This window comes from Rhizobium sullae (assembly GCF_025200715.1).
In the GTDB taxonomy this organism is placed as follows: Bacteria; Pseudomonadota; Alphaproteobacteria; order Rhizobiales; family Rhizobiaceae; genus Rhizobium; species Rhizobium sullae.
On sequence record NZ_CP104143.1, the window covers coordinates 1,495,699 to 1,514,359 of the forward strand.

The following is an 18,661-nucleotide window of genomic DNA, read 5'->3' on the forward strand; positions in this document are numbered from 1 at the left end:
GGTTTGGGCAGTCCCTTTTTCGCGGCAGCTCAATCCGGTTGCCAATCAACAGCGGACGTGGATGCACCGGGAGGCTTCTAGGGCCAATGCTGCCTAGATGGTTTCGCAAGTATGCATGTGATAGGGCCGCTTTCGGGCGGCCCTTCGTGTAGTGATCTTCAGCTTCGCTTCCCTTAGCTCAAACGCCCTGCGGCGTGGGCCAGCATCGTGTAGACCTTGCCGGTGTCCGATGTCAGGTAGGACTGCGTGATCGTCTGATCGCGGTCAGAGCGGGCGACGTCGGCAAGCAGCTTCTCGAAATCGGCGATGTAGCGGTCGACGGCGGTGCGGAATTCCGGTTCGCGGTCGTATTTGCGCTTGATCTCGTCGAAGGTCTGCTGGCCCTTCAGCGTGTAGAGGCGGCGGGTGAAGACGTCGCGCTCACCGCGCTGGTAACGGCGCCACAGATCGACCGAGGCGTCGTGATCGATCGCGCGGGCGATATCGACCGAGAGCGAATTCAGCGATTCGACGACGTGGCGCGGATTGCGGCTATCGGCGCTGCGCTGTGCTGGCGCAGGCTGGGCGCTCGGGGCTGCCGCGCGTGCGGGAGCTTCCTCGGCGGCTTCGTCGCGCGACGCACCGCGCAGCAGGTCGCTGATCCAGCCCCCGGTTTCCTGGCGGGCAGGCGTGGCTGGAGCGGGGACGGGGCGCTGCGGCGCTGCGGCTGCCGGCGGAGTGATCGTGCCGCGAAGCGCAAGGCCGTCTTCAACGACGGGCGGGCGGGCGGGCGCCGGGGCAGGCTGCTGGGCGGCCGCAGCTGCCGGGCGCGGTGCGGGCTGGGCATGTGCGGCTGCGCGGGCAACCGGCTCGGAGATTTCGAGTTGCTGCGTGGAGCGGCCGACGATCTGCGAAATGTCCTGCAGCGCCTTGATTTGTTCGGCAACGGCGCGGCGCATCGCGGCCGCACTTTCCTTGGCTTCTTCCGGAAGGTCGAATGCGCCGCGCTTCAATTCGCTGCGCGTCATGTCGAGTTCCTTGCGAATATCGCCTGCCGAGCGGCGGATTTCGTCGGTAGCGCCGGAGAACCGGGCGACCGCTTCCTCGACGGCTTCGCGAAGCGATTCCCGCAGCTGCTGGGCAGCGCCGTCCGAAGCACGGCCGGCCTCGCCGAGCATGCGCTCGACATCCGAAAGCGACGCCGTCAGCCCACCGCGAAGGCGGTTCGACAGATCGTTCGCGCGGCGTTCGGCATTGCCGAAGGTGCCGTCGATCGTTGCGTTCGCTTCTTCGCCGGCCTTGACGATCGAGTTGCGCATCGCCTCGGCGGCTTCCTCGGTACGCTTCTCGGTTTCCGAGAGCACGCGGCCGATATCGGCGAAGGAGGACTGTACGCCCTGGCGCAGATTGCCGGTGACCTGGTTGGAGCGCTGTTCGGCGCGCTCGAAGGCGTTCTCGACCATGCTGGAAAGCGCGCGCATCGTCGTTTCGATCTCTTCGGAACGCTGGACGAGGCCGACGGAGAGGTTCTGAAGAGCGCCTTCACGTTCCTCGAGCGTCGACACGAGGTTCGACTGTGCAGCCGCAAGCAGGTTCGATGCCTGGCTTAGAACCTTCGAGTGCTCGTCGAAGCGGCCGATGATGCCGCCGACCTGCGCCAGCGTCTGGCCGGAGATATCGGAGAGGCGATCGACCTTGCCTTCGAGCAGGCGGGTCGAGGCCGACACCATTTCCGCCGCCTTGGAGGCCGAGTCGGTGAAGCGCGAGGTGGTCTCGCCGAGGCGGCCATCGACGTCCGTCAGATTTTCCGCCGCACGGCTCATCATCGTCGCCATCGAGGCGCTGTTTTCGGACAGGCGCTCGATCAGCGCGTTGACGTTGCCAAGCAGGCTCGTTTCGATCGTGTTGACCGCGGTGGCGGCGCTCTCTGTGCGGGCCGCGATCGCATTGGCCAGCGCCGCGTTTTCGGCGCGAAGGCGGTCGGCACTCTGCTCGGCGGCGGCGGCGATGCGGGCCGCAGCCTCCTTGCCGGTTTCCGCATAGCGCTCGATCATCGGGCGTGCGGTTTCATCGATCAGCCGCGACAGCTCGGAAGAACGACCGGCGAGCATGGAATTGAGCTCGCGGGTGCGTTCGTCGAGCGTCGAGCGGATTGTGTGCCCCCGGGCCTCGAGCGCTTTTTCGACATCCGTCAAGGTCGCATCGATTTCACGGGCCTGATCTGTCAGGCCTGAGCGGATCGCGCTGCTGCGGGCTTCGAGAGCCTTGTCGACGTCCGACATTGTGGCGGCAATGCCTTCGCTGGCGCTGGCGATTGTCGAGCGGATTGTGTTACCCCGGGCCTCGAGCGCTTTTTCGACATCCGTCAAGGTCGCATCGATTTCACGGGCCTGGTCTGTCAGGCCTGAGCGGATCGCGTCGCCGCGGGCTTCGAGAGCCTTGTCGACGTCCGACATTGTGGCGGCAATGCCTTCGCTGGCGCTGGCGATTGTCGAGCGGATCGCGTCGCCGCGGCTTTCCAGCGAGGACTGGGCCTCGGAGAGGGCCTGCGAAATGGCATTGACCTGGCCGCTGACGAGCGTTTCGGCCTCGGCGACCTTGTTAACGATCGCATTGCCGGCTTCGGAGAAGGTCTGGGCGACGGCGGCGGCCTGGCTCGCAAGACGGTTCTGCGCCTCGGACACGCGGCCGACGATCTGTTCGGAGCGCTCGTCCATGGCACGTGCGAACTCGCTGCTCTTCTGGTCGAGACCTTCGGTGAACTGCTGGCCGGTGCGGGCCATCAGTTCGGCCGTGCGCGCAGCTTCGGCATCCATGCCCTGGGCGGCATCGGCAACGGCGCTGCGCAGCGTCGAGGCGAGACCGGCTGCCTTGCCTTCGATCGTCTGGTTGACGGCATTGAGGCCAAGCGTGAGCGCCCGGTCCATGGTGGATAGGCGTTCGTCGATATGTTCGCTGCCGCGGTGCATCGCCTGTGCAAGGTTCGCTGTGCGGTCGTCGATGGACGTTGCAAGATTTGCGGCACGGTCGTCCACGACTGCGGCAAGCACGCTCGCTCGCTCGTCCACCACAGAGGTGAGGGCTGTCGCCCGCTCATCAATGGCGGAGGCAAGGCTTGCCGTGCGCTCATCGATGGCGCTGGAAAGCGTGTCGCTTGTGCTTTCCAGGACGGTCGTAACGCGTAGGGCGGCATCGTCGCCGAGTTCGCGCAGTTGCGAAATGCTGTCGTTAAGTGTTTCCGCAAGGCGGCTGCCTGCGGCATCCACCTGCGTTGCGACACCGCCGACGCCGTCGCGGATCCGGTTTTCGAGAGCAGCAAGGCCTGCTTCGACGCGTGAACCGGTTTCGGCAAACCGGCCGGTCATGCCGTCGATCGACTGATCGAGGTGCGTGGAAAAGGTTTCTGCCGAACGTGAGATTTCGCTTGCTGCATCTTGGAAGCGGCCGGCGATCTGGCCGGCGCCCTCGCGCAGACGCTCTTCGAGCGACTTGGCGCTGTTGTCGATCGTCTGGCGAATGGAGGCTTCGTGATCTTCCAGCGACATTTCGAGCATGCTGGCGCTTGCGGCGACCGAAGCGCCGATGGTCGTCGCCTGCTCCGACAGCGTGTCGCTGAGCTGCGCATGCGCGTTGCTGAGCGAAAGGCTGATCGCGTTCGCACGGTCGTCCAGCGTTGCGCGGATGCGGTCATGGGCCGAGGCGAGGCCGCCGTCGATGCGCGCGGTTGCTTCGCTTGTGAGCGCTTCCATGCGTGCGGCTGCTTCGCCCGTCAGTGTCTCGAGGCGATTGTTGCTGCTGGAGAGCGTCGAGGAGAGCGCTGCGGCGTGTTCGTCGAGCGATAGTTCGAGCCGTTCCTGGTTGTCGGTATAAGCGCTGCGGATCGCCTCAGCCTTGTCGGCGAAGGCGCCGGCAACCCGGGCCTCAGCACCCGCAACGGTGTCGAGGAGCGCGTTGGTGCGGGCCTCGAGCGCGCTGTCGAAGCGACTCTGGCTGTCGTCAAGCGAGATGGCGAGCGCCATCGTCTTTTCGTCTAGGGCATCGGCGATGCGGTCGTGATTGCTGGAGAGCGCGCTGACGAGCGCGCTGCTGCGTTCCGCCATGACGTCGTCGATGCGTTCATGGGCGGAATCCAGGGCCTGCGTGATCGCGTCGGCGCGCTGGGAGATGACGTTGTTTAGCTCGTCGGCGCGGCCGAAGGCGGAGGTGATCTGCTCGGTGCCGGCGGAGACGGCTGCGGTGAGGTCGGACGTGGTCGACAGCAGGGTCTCGCGGAATTCCGTCGAACGCGCCGCCAGGTTGTTGTGAAGTTCGGAGGTGCCGGTTGCGAGCGCCAGCGAAATTTCACCGGTGGCGTTCTGCAAGGCCGATGCCAATTCGCTGGTACGGCCCGAAAGATTCGCCTGCAGCTCAGAAGTGCCGGACGTGAGAGCCTCGGAGAGCTCGCCCTTGGCATTTTTCAGCGCCGAGGTCAGCTTACCGGTATGGCTCGAAAGGTTCTCCCGCAGATCGGTGGTGCCAGACGCCAGGGTCTCAGAAATTTCATCCTTTGCGCTCTGCAGTGCGAAGGTGAGCTCGCTCGTGCGGCCTGAAAGGCTGCCATGCAGTTCGGAAACGCCCGAAGCGAGCACCTGAGAAATCTCGCCGCTTGCAGACTGCAAGGCGGAGGTGATCTCGCTCGCGCGGCCCGACAGGCTGCCGTGCAGCTCGGAGACGCCCGAAGCGAGCGCCTCAGAAATCTCGCCGCTCGCAGACTGCAGCGCAGAGGTGATCTCGTTGGTGCGGACCGACAGGGCGCTGGAGATTTCGTCGACCTTGCTGCCGAGAGAGCTTTCGAGAACCTCCTGACCGGTGCTGAGCGCAGTCGCCAGCGCGAAAGACTGGTCGGTCATCGAGGCGCCAAGGCGCTCGATGCTGGAATTGAGGATGCCGTCGATTGATTCCGAGCCGCCGGCCAGCGTCTCGTTGATGCGCGCGAGGCTTTCCATCAGCTTGGTGTCGAGCGAACCGGCGCGCTTGTCGAAGGCATTCGCGAATTCCGCCACGCGTTCGTCGAATGCGGTGGACATCTGGGCGACCGTTGCCTGCAGGCGCTCGTCGAAGAAGCCGGAGCGCAGGTCAAGGTCCATGATGGCGTCGTCGGCGCTGGACTGCAGGCTCTGACGGAAGCTTGCGCTCTTCTCGTCGAGCGACGCATTGAGCTTGGAAAGCACGTCGTCGAGCGTGCCGGTGATTTCGCGTTCGCCGCCGGTCAGGCTTTCGTTGATTTCGCGAGTGCGGGCGATCAGGATTTCGTTCAGCTGGCGGGCGCGGTCGTTCAGCGCCGCATTCAGCTTCTCTGCGCTGCTGTCCATCGTGGAGGCGCGCGTTTCGAACTGGCTGAGCAGTTGCTCGCCGCGATCGTTGAGGTTGGAGGTGAGCGATTCCAGACGCGTGTCGAATTCGTGCGCCAGCGCAAAACCGGAGGAGGTCAGCGTCTGCAGCAGCGAGTCGGTCTTGGCGGCAAGAAGCGAACCGAGCGACTGGATCGCGGTTTCCGACTTTTCCGTCAGCGTTGCGGCGCGGGTGTCGATCATCGATGCGAAGGCTTCGCCGGACGTTGCAAGGCGCACGGCGATCTCTTCCGTCGCAAGCGAGAGGTCTTCCTTCAACTGGTCGTGGACGCCGACGATCGAGCTGCGGATCCGCTCGGCATGATTGACGATCGCTTCGCGCTCTGAACCGAGCTCATGAACCAGGCCGCGCACGCGCAGTTCGTTATCGGCGTAGCTGCGCTCAAGCGCGTTGACTTCGGAGTGAACCAGCGTTTCGAGCTCGGAAGCGCGCGCGATCGTTCGCTCGATGCCTTCGTTCATGGCCGAGACCTCGCGGCGAACGGCTTGGCCGACGGTCATGATGCGTTCGGACGCGATCGTTTCCGGCTCGGCGAGACGCAGCGCCACTTCCGCCATCGAGCGGGCGGCATTGCGCATGTCCTGAGCACGCGAGATCATGATCCCAAACGCGTAGAACAGAAGGACCGGCACGATGACGCCGATGATGCCGGCAATGACGCCAGGGAGGGCCACGAGATCGGCGACGGAGCGGATCTGCCAAATCTGCGGCGAATAAAGCAGGGCCATCAGGCCGGCGCCGCCGACGATCCACAGCAGCGAGAAGAGCGTGGCGTTACGAACGGCCGAACGCGTCGAGCCGCCGTCCAGCGATTTCAGAATGGAGGCCGCCGTCATGCGATTGGCGTCGTTCGCCGCGGCCAGGGCCGGGGAACGGGGCGTCTGCTGCTCGGCCGCTCTGGGGCCGCGGCCGCCACGGCGTTGGCTCTCGTCCTGGTCCTGGTGATTGCTGCGGGCAGATGGCGTGTCGGACACTTTGGCCTCCGGGGCGTCGGGCGTTTTAGCGCCACGAGACGGCGCCTTCTGCTGGCTGAAGTCGATCTGGAGAGCTTCGTCTAATGCTTGGAACGCCTTGTCCTCGATCGACTCGCTGTACTTGTTGTTCGCCATTCGGTTACGCCTCGTTACATCCCAGCCGGTTCAGCCGCATTTTCCCAGACAACGCCGCGTCCAGGTTTTCAACCTTTGCCTCTGAGCTTCCCATCCAAGCCGGCGGACGGATAAGCATGTCATTTCAGAGTAGATAGCCGCTTTTTCAAACAGACGGTATCAAAACATTACCACTATCCACTTGGCCCGCAAAGGCGCGTACCATAAACCAACTCTACTAGTATCGTAGTGACACATCCGGGCTTCAGAGACAATTAATGAAGCCTTGCTAATCACCGTCCATTAATCTGTTGTTAACATAATTTAACGCGGACGGATGTCGAAAAACCAACAATTTAAGGGCGTTTAGCGGCTGTTAACCATAGCGCGAGAATTCCGCCCTCAATGTGCCAGAATTTAACGCGATCGCCACTCTCCAACCGCAGTGTGAATCCAACTGCGGGGTAAAGACGGGAGTATTGGCACATGGCAGCAGTCAGTATCGCATTCGAGGCGCCGGATAATTCCAAGGGGCCATGCCCCTCGAAGGCTCGTCCGATCGACCTTGTTCATCTGGCAAAGCAGACAATGGGCGACAAGGCGCTGGAAGTCGAGGTGCTGCAGATCTTCGCGCGCCAGGCACGCGGCTGCCTGAACGAAATTTCATCAGGCGACGCAAAGAGAATCCAAGCCGCGGCCCACAGGCTTAAGGGGGCGGCGAGCGCCGTCGGGGCTTTCGGCGTATTCGAAGCAGCAGAGGCGATCGAGAACAATTGCAGCGATGCGGCGAACATGGCCGCCGTCGGGGCCGCCGTCGTCGAGGCCGAGAATTTCATTCTCAAGCTCAGCCGCTAGAGCTGGGCATTTTAAGCCGCTCGGCCCGCTGCTCCATTCAGGAACAGCGGGTCTTTTTGTGGCCAGCGGTATGACGCAAACGGAAAAGCCTGTCGCTTTTAAATATGGAATGAAACCGTGAAGGCGGTCGATGTTGACTGCTCATCAGATTTGTTGGAAGACAAATTCTGATCCTCCCTCTATGATTACCGGAAAATATCATGCCCAAACTGACTATTGTTGCCTTCGACGGCACGCGCTTCGATCTGGATGTCGACCAGGGGTCGACGGTGATGGAGAATGCCGTGCGCAACTCGGTGCCGGGTATCGAAGCAGAGTGCGGCGGCGCATGCGCATGTGCGACCTGTCACGTCTATGTCGACGATGAATGGACGGAGCGTGTCGGCCCGCCGGAAGCGATGGAGGAAGACATGCTCGACTTCGCCTTCGATGTTCGCCCGACTTCGCGGCTTTCCTGTCAGATCAGAATGAAGGCGGTGCTGGACGGACTCATCGTACATGTGCCCGAGCGGCAGGCCTGATCCGTGCAAAAAAAGCCTCGCGCGCCGGATGACGTGCGAGGCAAGGCGGGCGCATAACCATCGGGCGAGGGAGGACCGCCCGCGGCTTAGAACGCGCCAGGAGAACCCAGCGACAGAAGATCAGGTCAATCCCACCTGAACTTCCGAATGTGTTCATATTAGCGCGTGCGGGTTGAGTCGCATATCGCTAATTTTCATCATTAACAGGCTGGTGAGGAGGAAAGCTTCGCACAAGTTTCGTTGCCCAGCTAACGATCTTGCATGTTTCCTTTCAGAAATTGGGCTATCTTTCGCCACCGGATGAACTGATTCGCTTGTTGAGCAAGCGCATCATCCGGTTCTGGAAGTTGACGGCCTCGACGCGGTCGAAACGCGCCTGCAACCTGTCGTGTTCTTCTATTCCCCGGTTCGATTCTTCCGTGACAAGCTCCTGCATTGCTTCGCAGGTGCGCTGAGCCGGCAGCGCGAGGATGTTCCGTTCCATGACGCGCGCCTGTGTGCGGGCGATTTCCGCATGCCGCTCCTCATGTCTCTTGATGTCGCTCGAGAGCGTATCCCAGATCATCGACAGCTGCTTGCTTGCGCCGTTGCGGTTTCGCCAGCGCGGCAGGATGATCTGCGTGTGAACGGTTACTTTCGCGCTGGTGACGCGGCAGCGGCCCTTCTTCTGCAGGTAGGTCGCCTCGCCGCCGAAGCGGATTTTCGTCGCGCCGGGGTGGCGCGCGGACGAGCCGCTCGCCGTCGGCCCGCGGCGGCTCAGCTCCTCGTCGAGCTCGCCGGCGCTCTTTCCGCGGATGTCGAAATAGGAGTAACTCTTGGTCGCAACGACTTGAGCCGAGGCGGGAATGCAGAGGGCAACAGTCATGGAAAAAGCGAGGACGAAACGCATATAACGCGATGCGGAAGGCATTCTTGACGCTACCCGTGTTGAAGTTCGGCGAAGCTTGGGGCATAGCCACCGCGAGCGCAATACAGGGGCGTCGGCTTTTTTTATAATCAATGGGATAACCCCCGATGCTACAGCTTCAAAGCAGTTTCTGGCGCGTGGCGCACGGCCGCGAGATAGAACTCGGGCCGCGCGGCGTAATCATGGCGATCATCAATGTGACGCCGGATTCCTTTTCGGATGGCGGACGCTACGCAAGCGTCGATGCCGCCGTGGAGCACGCACTTCAATCCGTCAGCGAGGGGGCATCGATCGTCGACATTGGCGGGGAATCGACACGTCCGGGAGCGGCCGAAGTCAGCCCTGCGCAAGAGCAGGCCCGCGTACTGCCGGTGATCGAGGCGCTGCGTGGCAGGAGCGACGCGCTGATTTCGATCGATACCTACCGGGCGGAGACGGCGCGGCTCGCCGTCGGGGCCGGTGCGCATATCGTCAACGACGTCTACGGATTGCAGAAGGAGGAGGCGATCGCCAAGGTTTCGGCCGATACCGGCGCCGGGCTCTGTCTCATGCATACGGGTCGGGGCCGCGAAAAGCTTCCGGACGTGATTGCGGACCAATATCATTTCTTGGTTCGCTCCCTGGAGATCGCGGCGGAAGCAGGTGTCATGCGCGAGCGGATCGTGCTCGATCCGGGCTTCGGCTTTGCCAAGGACGCCGACGAGAACCTGGAGCTAATGGCGAGGTTTGCCGAATTGCAGCGTTTCGGATTGCCGCTGCTGGCTGGCACGTCACGCAAGCGCTTCGTCGGGGCGGTCACGGGGCGGGATGCGGCTGAACGTGATGTTGCGACGGCGGCGAGCAGTGCACTGCTCAGACTGCAAGGGGCTGCGGTTTTTCGGGTGCACAATGTCGCAATCAACAGGGATGCGCTGGCGATGGCGGATGCTATGCTGGCCGCGCGTCTGGATTTCGAGCGGAGATAGGGCTGATGGGCACGAAATATACAATTACGCTGCAGAATTGCGCCTTCTTTGCGCGTCACGGGGTTCACGACGAGGAGGAGTTCCTCGGCCAGCGGTTCTTCGTCGATGCCGAGCTCGACGTCGTGGCGGCGGGCGCGCTCGAAAGCGACTCGATCGACGATACTGTGAACTACGGGATCGCCTTTACGGTGATCGAGGAGATCGTCACGGGCAAGCGCCGCTATTTGATCGAAGCGCTGGCGCTCGATATCGCCAAGGGCCTCTGCGAGAAATTTCATCAGATCACGCGCGCCAAGATCACCGTGCGCAAGCCGAATGCGCCGGTGCCCGGCGTTCTCGATTTCGTACAGGTGAGCATTGAACACTTTGCCGCCTGACAGATTCAGGCCCGCGATGCTCGGTCTCGGCGGCAATCTCGGCGATCCCGTCAAGTCGATGGCTGCGGCGCTGCGGCTACTCGACAGGCGTGATGATTGCCGGGTGACTGCGGTGTCGCGGCTTTATCGAACGCCGCCTTGGGGCAAGACCGACCAGTCCTTCTTCTTCAACGCATGCGCGGCACTCGACACATTGCTCGATCCGGAAGCGCTTCTCGACGTCTGTCTCGGCATCGAGCGAAATATGAAGCGCGAGCGCATCGAGCGCTGGGGACCACGAACGCTCGACATCGATCTGCTGACATACGACGATGTCGAACAGGAAGCGCCGAGGCTAGAACTGCCGCATCCGCGCATGACCGACCGGGGCTTCGTTCTGATGCCACTTGCAGATTTTGCCTCGAACCTCATCGTCAAGGGCCGGACCGTTGCAGACTGGCTTTGCGAGGCGGATACCCAGGGCATCGAAATCGCGGATGCCAATCGCGATTGGTGGCGCAGCGCGTGAAATGAAAAAACGGCGGAGAGCCCGCCGCTTGATGTGTCTATCTCTACCTGCCGTCGCTATTCGACCGAGCCGACCGTCATTTCATCGATCTGGCGGGTCAGCGTCAGGCCGATCACCGGTATCATGCGGTCTTCCACCTTGACCGAGACGGTGACGTTCATCGTCTTGTCGTCGCGGACGCGGGCGATCATCGCGCCGTTCAGCTTGGCGCGGTTCAAGCCGACGACCACGGTGTCCCGTGTGACGGTGCCCGAAACGACGTCGAGACCTTTGCCGGCGGCGCCATCGAGGAATTTGCCTTTATAGCCGCTGCTCGACTGGGTGATGAGGGCGGACATCGGCTGCTTGAAGACGCCGACGCGGCAGGAGCCGTCGAGCTTGATGCCGGCACCGCCGTCGCTCGTGGCAGAACCGATGAGATTGCAGCTGAATTTCGTGCCTTTGTATTTGCCGGCGACGATCTCGCCCGGACCTCTCCATGAGCCCGCGACAGATTCGAAGAAGGCCTTGTCGCGTGTTGCAGCAGTCGCAACAGGGGCAACATCCGCCACCGGAGACAATGCCGCAGCGGCGAGGCCGCAGACGAAGAGAAACTTGCGCGAAGACATGGATTTTTCCTGACCCAAACACCACCCGTTACTGACCCAGAGTTTTGCCGAATAATGGTTAACGGTTGGTTTCCGGCGGGCGAAGCACAGTGAAAATGACGGGCTTTAGGAGCGATCAACACCGTCAATTCAGACCGCTAGAATCATGAACTTTCTGCTTTTTTCGACCCTTTCCGTAACGCAAGTCGAGGAAGCGCGAAAATGTTATCTGCCGCTTATTTGCTACCGGCCCGCGGCACCACGGAGGGCGCTAGATCGCCGATGAAGTCGCCGATTCCCGGCCGTTTCAAGGCGCGAAAGGCAAGCGGACGGCAAAGATCCATCGCGGCTATCCCGATGCGAGCCGTCATCAAGCCGTTGATGACGCCTTCGCCGAGCCTGGCCGAGAGCTTGGAAGCAAGGCCGTGGCCCAGGACCTGCTGAACAAGGCTGTCGCCAACGGCGATCGAGCCGGTGACGGCAAGATGCGCCAGAACGTCCCGCATCAGGCGGATCATGCCGAGCGTGCCCGGCCTGCCGCCATAAAGCTCGGCCATGGCGCGGATCAGGCGCGAGGCTTCGAAAAGCACGTAGAGCAGATCGACGATCGCGCGCGGGCTGACGGCAGTGACGATCGAAACACGCTTCGACGAATTGACGATCAGCGCTCTCGCCTGGCGGTCCAGCGGGCCCAGCAATTCGCGTTCGGCAAGGGCCACGAGATGCGGCGCGTCGATGATGTCGCCTTCGGCGGCTTTCAAGGTGGCGCGGCCCTTGGCGGTTTCGGGCTTTCCGGCAAGCAGGTTTGAAAGATTCTTCACCAGGGCGCGTGCTTTGGCGGGCTTTGTTTCCAGGATGGCCACTTCCGCCTCGGCCTTGATCGTCTGAACCGCTGCCAGACGCATAATGCCTGCTGTTTCGCGGATGACGATGGCGATAACGGCAAGGATGCCGATCGCGAATGCCGCGAGCGCCGTGTAGCCCAGCCAGTCGGCGCGCGAAAAGAGGTCGCGGATCAGGCTGTCGGTCCAGAGGCCGAACGCGAGCGACAACAGCACGCCGAAGGCAGTGAGCGCGATCTTGCCAAAGGACGTGCGCCGTTTGCGCGGCACGGCGACCGGCAAAGGGGCGATATCCTTGTCCGGGTTAATGAAGGGGTCGTCTTCGTCCGATGTGAGGACGACTTCGCCACCGAAGCTTGCGGGCCTGCGGTGTTCCTGTTTCCTGTCCGTCTCGATCGGGCGCGGATCGTCGTCGTATGCAAAGGCCGCCGGTGTGCGGCCCGGTCGATCCGAATCTCCAGAAGCGGGTTTGCTCATGCGAGGCGGTCTCCAAACAGAAACTGCATGGCCCGGTCGAGCCGGATATGCGGCACCGAAAGCTTGATGCCGCTGCCGGTTTCCTCAAGCTGCGGCGGCCGGAAGCGTACGATATTCACATCCGGCAATTGGACATTGCGGCTTGCAGATTCAATGCCGTCGAACAGGCTCTCGGGGTCTTCCGGAAGGTCGCCGGGGAAGATCGCCGTCTTCCTGATGCCGTCGAAGCGTTCGCCGGCGATCGTCTCGCCATCGATCGGCGTGCCGACGATCACCGGTAGGTCGTGGCCGTCGCGCCTGACGGTCGCCTCCCGCGTGGCGCGCACCGAGGCAAGCGCCATGACGTCGATGCCGGCACCCGCCATACCGATCCGCTGGATGGCGCGCTCGACGAGGCGGCGCGTCAGCGCATCGAGGCGATCGTGGCTCTCATGGTGCAGATGGTCCGCTTTGGTGGCTGCCACGAGAACGCGGTCGATCCGTCGGCCGAGGAGCGACGAGAGCAGCGAGTTCGTGCCGGGACGGAAGCAGGCTAGCACATCCGTCAGCGCGCGCTCCAGGTCTTGGATCGCCTCAGGGCCGCGGTTCATCGCCTGAAGCGCGTCGACGAGAACGATCTGGCGGTCGAGCCGGGCAAAATGTTCGCGAAAGAAGGGTTTGACGACGACCGATTTGTAGGCCTCGTAGCGGCGCTCCATCATCGCCCAGAGCGAGCCCCTGGGCGGTTTGCCTTCGGAAGGCAAGGCGAGCGGCGCAAAAGTAAGCGCGGGCGAGCCTTCAAGGTCGCCGGGAAGCAGGAAACGGCCGGGCGGCAATGTCGAAAGCGAGCGCTCGTCGGCCTTGCAGGCCTTCAGGTAATCGGTGAAGGCCGTCGCGAGATCGCGCGCCTGCATCTCATCGGCGGCGGCTTTGACATCGGTGGCTATGGTCGGTGCGAGCCAGCCGCGGGAGAGTTCAGCGCGGATGCCGCTGCGGGCAAGCGCCAGCGTCTCTTCGCTGTAGGTCCGGTAGTCCTTGGCCAGCAGCGGCAAATCAAGGAGCCACTCCCCGGGATAATCGACGATATCGATCGACAGGCGGCCGGGCGAGAACAGCCGGTTCCAGCCACTTGCGCTCTGATAATCCAGCGTGATGCGCAGTTCGGATATGGCGCGGGTCGAATCCGGCCAGACACGGTCTTTCACCAGCGCCCGGATATGGTCCTCGTACTGGAAGCGCGGCACGGCGTCGTCCGGCTGCTGTTCCAGCCGCACGGCCGATACCCGGCCGGACTGAACCGGCTCGAAAAGCGGCAGGCGTCCGCCATGCAGCAGATTGTGCACAAGTGACGAGATGAAGACGGTCTTGCCGGACCGGGAAAGCCCCGTGACGCCAAGGCGGATAGCCGGATTGACAAGACTCGAGGCGCGGTCTGCGAGGTTATCGAGCGCAATGCGCGCGTCGTCGGTCAGTGATGTCAAGCTTGGCGGCAAGGCGGGTTTCCGGTTGTCAGTGCTCAAGCATATAGGATGCGGATGCTGCCCGAAAAAGAAGCGACGCGAAAGACGTCAGTCGTGCAGAAAGTCCGTGAGCTTCCACTCTGCGGCTGCGCCGTCGAAATCGACGACCGCAAGGCCGGCCGTGGGAAAGCCATTCGGCAACGCACGCAGCAGGGCATCGTAACCGATGAGCGCTTCGAGCGCCTGCTCGGTCGTCGGGTTGTGGCCGACCAGCATGACGGAGCCGACGTTTTGGGTATTGATGATCTCGAGATAGACATCGGGGGTGGCATTGTAGAGTTCATCGACGTAGAGGATGTCGAGCGACAGTCCCATGGCGCGGTGCACGGCGTCCGCGGTCTCGCGGCAGCGCCTTGCCGTGGAACTGATCAAAAGATCCGGCCGGTAGCCCTTATCAGCTGCGCGGTCTGCCACGAGTTCGGCGTCGTCATAGCCCCTATCGTTCAGGGGCCGGTCGAAATCCCGTTCGCCGGGCTGCGCCCAGGCGGCTTCTGCGTGCCGCAACAGATAGATTCGTGAGGGTGGAGGCAAGGTTGCGGCCATAGAAGAATCCACGAGCGAAGGAGCCTTTTCAGTAGCGTCCGCGGATCACCGGCGTCAACCGCATCGGCACAGCGACGGCGCAAAACAGCAAGCCCAACACACCTTCTTGAACGGGAAGCAAAAACAAACAATCCTAATAGTGATGCAAAAATAAATTGTTAGCTTCAAAATATGACAGATTTAAAAATCTGTTTACCTGTCGTATTTGGCTTGAATCCGCGATAGCGCTTGGGATATACACCCCGCCATATGAGATGTTCTTCAGGAGAATCGCGTTGAGTGAGAAGATCGATCTTAGCAGTTACGTTCCCTCGGAAGACGAGGAATTCATGAACGCAAGCCAGCGGGCTTACTTCAGAGCCAAGCTCGTAGCCTGGAGGAACGATATCCTTAGAGAAGCGCGCGAGACGCTCGATCATCTCGCAGAAGAAAGCGCCAACCACCCGGACCTCGCGGACCGGGCCTCTTCCGAAACAGACCGGGCGATCGAACTTCGCGCCCGTGACCGCCAGAGAAAGCTGATTTCCAAGATCGATGCAGCATTGCAGCGTATCGAAGACGGTACCTACGGCTACTGCGAGGAAACCGGCGAGCCGATCGGCATCAAGCGCCTCGACGCACGTCCGATCGCAACGCTGTCGATCGAAGCGCAGGAGCGTCATGAGCGCCGCGAGAAGGTCTATCGCGACGAATAGGCTTTCGGCCCCGTTGCAGAATATCGAAGGCACCGCGGTTTGCGGTGCCTTTTTTCTGTGGTGCGCCAGGCATGGCGCGTGGTGCGTGAGCACCGTTTGGCCGGGGTGGTATCCGGCCGCTGACTTGGAGGTGAGAGTCCTCTGCGGGCCCTGGTGATGGGAACCGTTAGCTGAACAGCAAGGGCGTCGCCGCGAGGCGGGGTCTGAAGGAAGCTGCAGGCAAAGTGCCGGCCTGACGAACAGGAAGCGCATATGAGGCGTCCGCATCCGGGCGAGGGGGCCACAACACCCGAAGCCCGATATCACCCGGAGGGTGCGGGCGTAGATGCGACAGGTATTTGGCACGAAGGTCACGCGTCTTACCCTGGGAGGTCTGCCGACCTGCCCCTGGTTTCAGGTGGGCTACCGGCGTCGAAAGGCGTCGGGACGGGGCGGCAGAAGTCAGCAGACGCCGTAGTAGCCGGACCAAGCGGTGAAGGGCTGAACATGGAGTGCCGGACGGAGACCGGTCTTTCGATGGTGAGAACAGACGCAGAAGACGGAGTTGAGATGCTCCGTGCCCATGCCGAGAGTAGCGGCCGGAAGCCGCGAGGGCAGGCATTGGGTGCATCAGACACCACGGCAGGACCGTCATCCTCTCGACCGGAGGCGAATGAGCGACTGATGGAGACGATCCTCAGCCGCGAGAACATGATGGCGGCTTACCGCCGGGTGGTAGCGAACAAGGGTGCGCCGGGCGTCGATAAGATGACGGTGGACCAACTGAAGCCTTACCTCGCGACGCACTGGCCACACATCAGGGAAGACTTGCTGGCGGACCGCTACAGGCCGGCGCCGGTGCGCGGGGTGGAAATCCCCAAGCCCGGCGGCAAAGGGATGCGGCAATTGGGCATCCCGACCGCTCTGGACCGGCTTATCCAGCAGGCGATGCATCAGGTGCTGATGCCGATCTTCGACCCGGACTTCTCTGCCTCCTCCTACGGCTTCCGGCCGGGGCGGAGCGCCCACGATGCGGTTCTTGCCGCCCGGTCACATGTCGCCGATGGCCGCCGTTTCGTGGTCGACCTTGATCTGGAGAAGTTCTTCGACCGAGTGAACCACGATGTCCTGATGGCACGCGTGGCACGCAAGGTCACGGACAAGCGGGTGCTGCGGCTGATCCGCCGCTACCTGCAGGCCGGGCTGATGACGGGCGGGATCGAAACGGCACGCAGCGAGGGCACCCCGCAAGGCGGTCCACTCTCGCCGCTGCTATCGAACGTCCTGCTGGATGATCTCGACAAGGAGCTGGAACGGCGCGGTCATGCCTTCTGCCGCTACGCCGACGACTGCAATGTCTATGTGCGGTCGCGACGTGCCGGCGAGCGGGTCATGGCCTCGCTGACCCGCTTCCTCGCCGAGCGGCTGAAGCTCACGGTCAATGGCGCCAAAAGCGCCGTGGACCGACCATGGAAGCGCACCTTTCTTGCCTACACCATGACCGCCCATAAAGCGCCACGCTTATTGATTGCGGCACCGAGTGTGAAGCGGCTGCGGGACAGGTTGAAGGGGGCGTTTCGCGCAGGGCGCGGTCGCGCCTTTGGCGCCACCATCAAGGACCTCGCCCCGATCCTGCGGGGTTGGATGGCCTACTTCCGGCTGACCGAAGGCAAAGGGGTCTTGGAGGAGCTTGATGGCTGGCTGCGGCGCCGGTTGCGCTGCATCCTATGGCGGCAATGGAAGCGATCAGCTACGCGCGCCATGCGGCTGAGGCAACGAGGCCTGACGGAAGAGCGTGCATGTGAATCGGCCGGCAATGGCCGCGGTCCCTGGTGGAACGCCGGGGCCAGCCACATGAACGATGCCTTCCGCAAGGCCTTCTTTGACCAACTCGGGCTGATCTCACTTCAGCAGGAGCTCCAACGCCTAAATCACGCTCGATGAACCGCCGTGTACGGAACCGTACGCACGGTGGTGTGGGAGGAGGGATGCCGTAAGGCTCCCTCCTACCCGATCGCCCAGCATGATCGACAGCTTGGCGGTGTAAGTCCTTTTCCCAGCAATGGCGAGCGCGGGGCTGTTGCTGATGCGCCATGGGCCGTGTGCACTGCCGGCGGTTTGTGCCGCCAGATCGTGACTGACACCACAGCGCCCTGCCGAACGCTTTCCTCGCAAGCATAGGCCTCGCTTCCGTCGTGCCCGCCAAGGCTGCATAACCAGCCGAACCGCCCTGTACGGACCCGTACGCAGGGTGGTGTGGGAGGGGCGGAACCGCAAGGTTCCCCCCTATCCCGATCGCTCACTTTTCGCGATTGACGCTCATTTCGCCGAAGATGCGGGCCACTTCCTTTTGAAGGTCGGCATCGGCGCCGGTGATCGGCGCCATTTCCGGATCGCGGCGCGGCAGGCTGCCGGATTGCGGCGGAACCGGGCGGGTGGGCGCGTTCGGTGTGGGAACGATGCGCTGCGCAGCGAGTGTATTGTTCATCTCTTCCTGAAGAATGCGTTCGAAATCGCTGGGCGATTCCTTCGGAGCTGCGGCTGCGTCGCCGGTAACAACCGGCACGCCTTCGGCAACGGTCGGAAGGCTCTGCGCCGGCGGCGTCGAGACCTGCGGCTCCACCCGCTGCTGCGGCAGAACGCGCTGGCGGGCCGCGTCGAGGATGTCGGCGGCGCTGGCTGCCTCGATCACCGGGGAGACGGGGCGCTCAGGTGGCCTCGGAATGATCGGTGGCGGAGCAGTGGGGCTGGCAGGCTCCCGTGCGATGTTTGCCGCCACGGTCGATGTTACTGCCGGCTCTGGTTCAGCAGGCGCCGCGGAAGGAGCGGCCACTGCGGGATGCAGACGCGGCTCGACGGCAGGCGCGGGTGCCGGAGCGTAGGGTTCAGCAGCTTCGGGTTCGCGCTCGAAGGCTGCGACGGGCCTTGCAGGCTCGGCACGCGGCTCTTGGGGCATCGCGACGACCGGTTCAGGCTGAGGCTGGGGCGCCGGCGGGGCTATGAATGCGCGCTCCGAGCCGTCGTCGGTATCCTGCAGGATGCGGCTTTCGATAACGATGTCAGTCGGGCCGCCGATCATGATCAGATGCTCGACGTCGTCACGGCGCACGAGCACCAGCCGGCGGCGCGTATCGACGGCTGCAGCATCCAGCACCTGCAGACGTGGCTGCCGGTTCTTGCCGCCGCGCACGAAGGGCGAAGGCGCCCGGCTGCGGAGGATCCACATGATGCCGATCAGGAGCAGCAGCGCGATGCCGACGCCGCCCGCTGCGAGGAGGAAACGGCTGCCATAGGCGCCCATTACTTCGTCGAACATGGTCTTCTACTCCGGTTGCGGCATTCGCCATAACATGACGGCTTTTCAGCTCCTTAGGCAATAGGCTGCCTGCTTGTCCAGTCACGGCCGAACACAAGGACCTGTTTCTGGTTGTCGAAAGTGGCGCCGTTC

Annotated in this window: 14 protein-coding genes; 7 read left to right on the forward strand and 7 right to left on the reverse strand. The window is 62.8% G+C overall.

Annotation, left to right across the window (positions count from 1 at the left end):
- Positions 1-173: 173 nt before the first annotated feature.
- On the reverse strand, positions 174-6,479 hold the full coding sequence (locus N2599_RS07550) for an apolipoprotein A-IV repeat region-like domain-containing protein (protein ID WP_027511816.1): 6,306 nt from the start codon (positions 6,477-6,479) through the stop codon (positions 174-176).
- Between the two features lie 465 nt (positions 6,480-6,944).
- On the opposite strand from N2599_RS07550, the gene N2599_RS07555 reads away from it, so the two are divergent.
- Together N2599_RS07555 and N2599_RS07560 are read left to right on the forward strand one after the other, a co-directional pair.
- On the forward strand, positions 6,945-7,313 hold the full coding sequence (locus tag N2599_RS07555) for an Hpt domain-containing protein (RefSeq protein ID WP_027511815.1): 369 nt from the start codon (positions 6,945-6,947) through the stop codon (positions 7,311-7,313).
- A gap of 200 nt (positions 7,314-7,513) precedes the next feature.
- Entirely contained in the window at positions 7,514-7,834 is a 321-nt protein-coding gene (locus tag N2599_RS07560; RefSeq protein ID WP_027511814.1) for a 2Fe-2S iron-sulfur cluster-binding protein, read from the forward strand.
- Between the two features lie 283 nt (positions 7,835-8,117).
- On the opposite strand, the gene N2599_RS07565 is transcribed toward N2599_RS07560, so the two are convergent.
- Positions 8,118-8,744, reverse strand: a complete 627-nt coding sequence (locus N2599_RS07565; RefSeq protein WP_027511813.1) for a DUF922 domain-containing Zn-dependent protease — start codon at positions 8,742-8,744, stop codon at positions 8,118-8,120.
- A gap of 104 nt (positions 8,745-8,848) precedes the next feature.
- Here N2599_RS07565 and folP point away from each other — a divergent pair, with 104 nt between their 5' ends.
- From folP to folK, 3 genes are read left to right on the forward strand one after another with little or no spacing between them, the layout of a single operon-like run.
- Entirely contained in the window at positions 8,849-9,706 is an 858-nt protein-coding gene (gene folP / locus N2599_RS07570) for a dihydropteroate synthase (RefSeq protein ID WP_027511812.1), read from the forward strand.
- Between the two features lie 5 nt (positions 9,707-9,711).
- Positions 9,712-10,083 (forward strand): dihydroneopterin aldolase, encoded by a 372-nt coding sequence (gene folB / locus N2599_RS07575; protein WP_027511811.1) that lies wholly within the window; start codon positions 9,712-9,714, stop codon positions 10,081-10,083.
- Positions 10,084-10,099: 16 nt separating this feature from the next.
- Entirely contained in the window at positions 10,100-10,591 is a 492-nt protein-coding gene (gene folK / locus N2599_RS07580; RefSeq protein ID WP_037142876.1) for a 2-amino-4-hydroxy-6-hydroxymethyldihydropteridine diphosphokinase, read from the forward strand.
- Positions 10,592-10,647: 56 nt separating this feature from the next.
- Here the strand turns inward: folK and N2599_RS07585 are convergent, their stop codons facing one another.
- The 4 genes from N2599_RS07585 to N2599_RS07600 form a co-directional block, all read right to left on the reverse strand.
- Entirely contained in the window at positions 10,648-11,199 is a 552-nt protein-coding gene (locus N2599_RS07585) for a hypothetical protein (RefSeq protein ID WP_027511809.1), read from the reverse strand.
- Positions 11,200-11,414: 215 nt separating this feature from the next.
- Positions 11,415-12,497 carry a YcjF family protein gene (locus tag N2599_RS07590; RefSeq protein ID WP_027511808.1) on the reverse strand — a complete coding sequence of 361 codons (1,083 nt, stop codon included), beginning with the start codon at positions 12,495-12,497 and terminating at the stop codon, positions 11,415-11,417.
- Entirely contained in the window at positions 12,494-13,969 is a 1,476-nt protein-coding gene (locus tag N2599_RS07595; RefSeq protein WP_027511807.1) for a YcjX family GTP-binding protein, read from the reverse strand. The genes N2599_RS07590 and N2599_RS07595 overlap by 4 nt, the downstream gene beginning before the upstream one ends.
- Before the next feature lie 75 nt (positions 13,970-14,044).
- Positions 14,045-14,539: a SixA phosphatase family protein gene (locus N2599_RS07600; protein WP_027511806.1), complete on the reverse strand. Its 495-nt coding sequence runs from the start codon at positions 14,537-14,539 to the stop codon at positions 14,045-14,047.
- 275 nt (positions 14,540-14,814) lie between these two features.
- On the opposite strand from N2599_RS07600, the gene dksA reads away from it, so the two are divergent.
- Both dksA and ltrA read left to right on the forward strand, forming a co-directional pair.
- On the forward strand, positions 14,815-15,234 hold the full coding sequence (gene dksA / locus N2599_RS07605; RefSeq protein WP_027511805.1) for an RNA polymerase-binding protein DksA: 420 nt from the start codon (positions 14,815-14,817) through the stop codon (positions 15,232-15,234).
- Between the two features lie 663 nt (positions 15,235-15,897).
- Complete coding sequence (gene ltrA / locus N2599_RS07610) at positions 15,898-17,157, forward strand: group II intron reverse transcriptase/maturase (protein ID WP_260308145.1); 1,260 nt, start codon at positions 15,898-15,900, stop codon at positions 17,155-17,157.
- 355 nt (positions 17,158-17,512) lie between these two features.
- Here the strand turns inward: ltrA and N2599_RS07615 are convergent, their stop codons facing one another.
- The gene (locus N2599_RS07615; protein ID WP_027512378.1) at positions 17,513-18,529 is read right to left on the reverse strand and encodes a flagellar biosynthetic protein FliO; all 1,017 of its coding nucleotides are present in this window, start codon (positions 18,527-18,529) and stop codon (positions 17,513-17,515) included.
- Between the last annotated feature and the right edge of the window lie 132 nt (positions 18,530-18,661).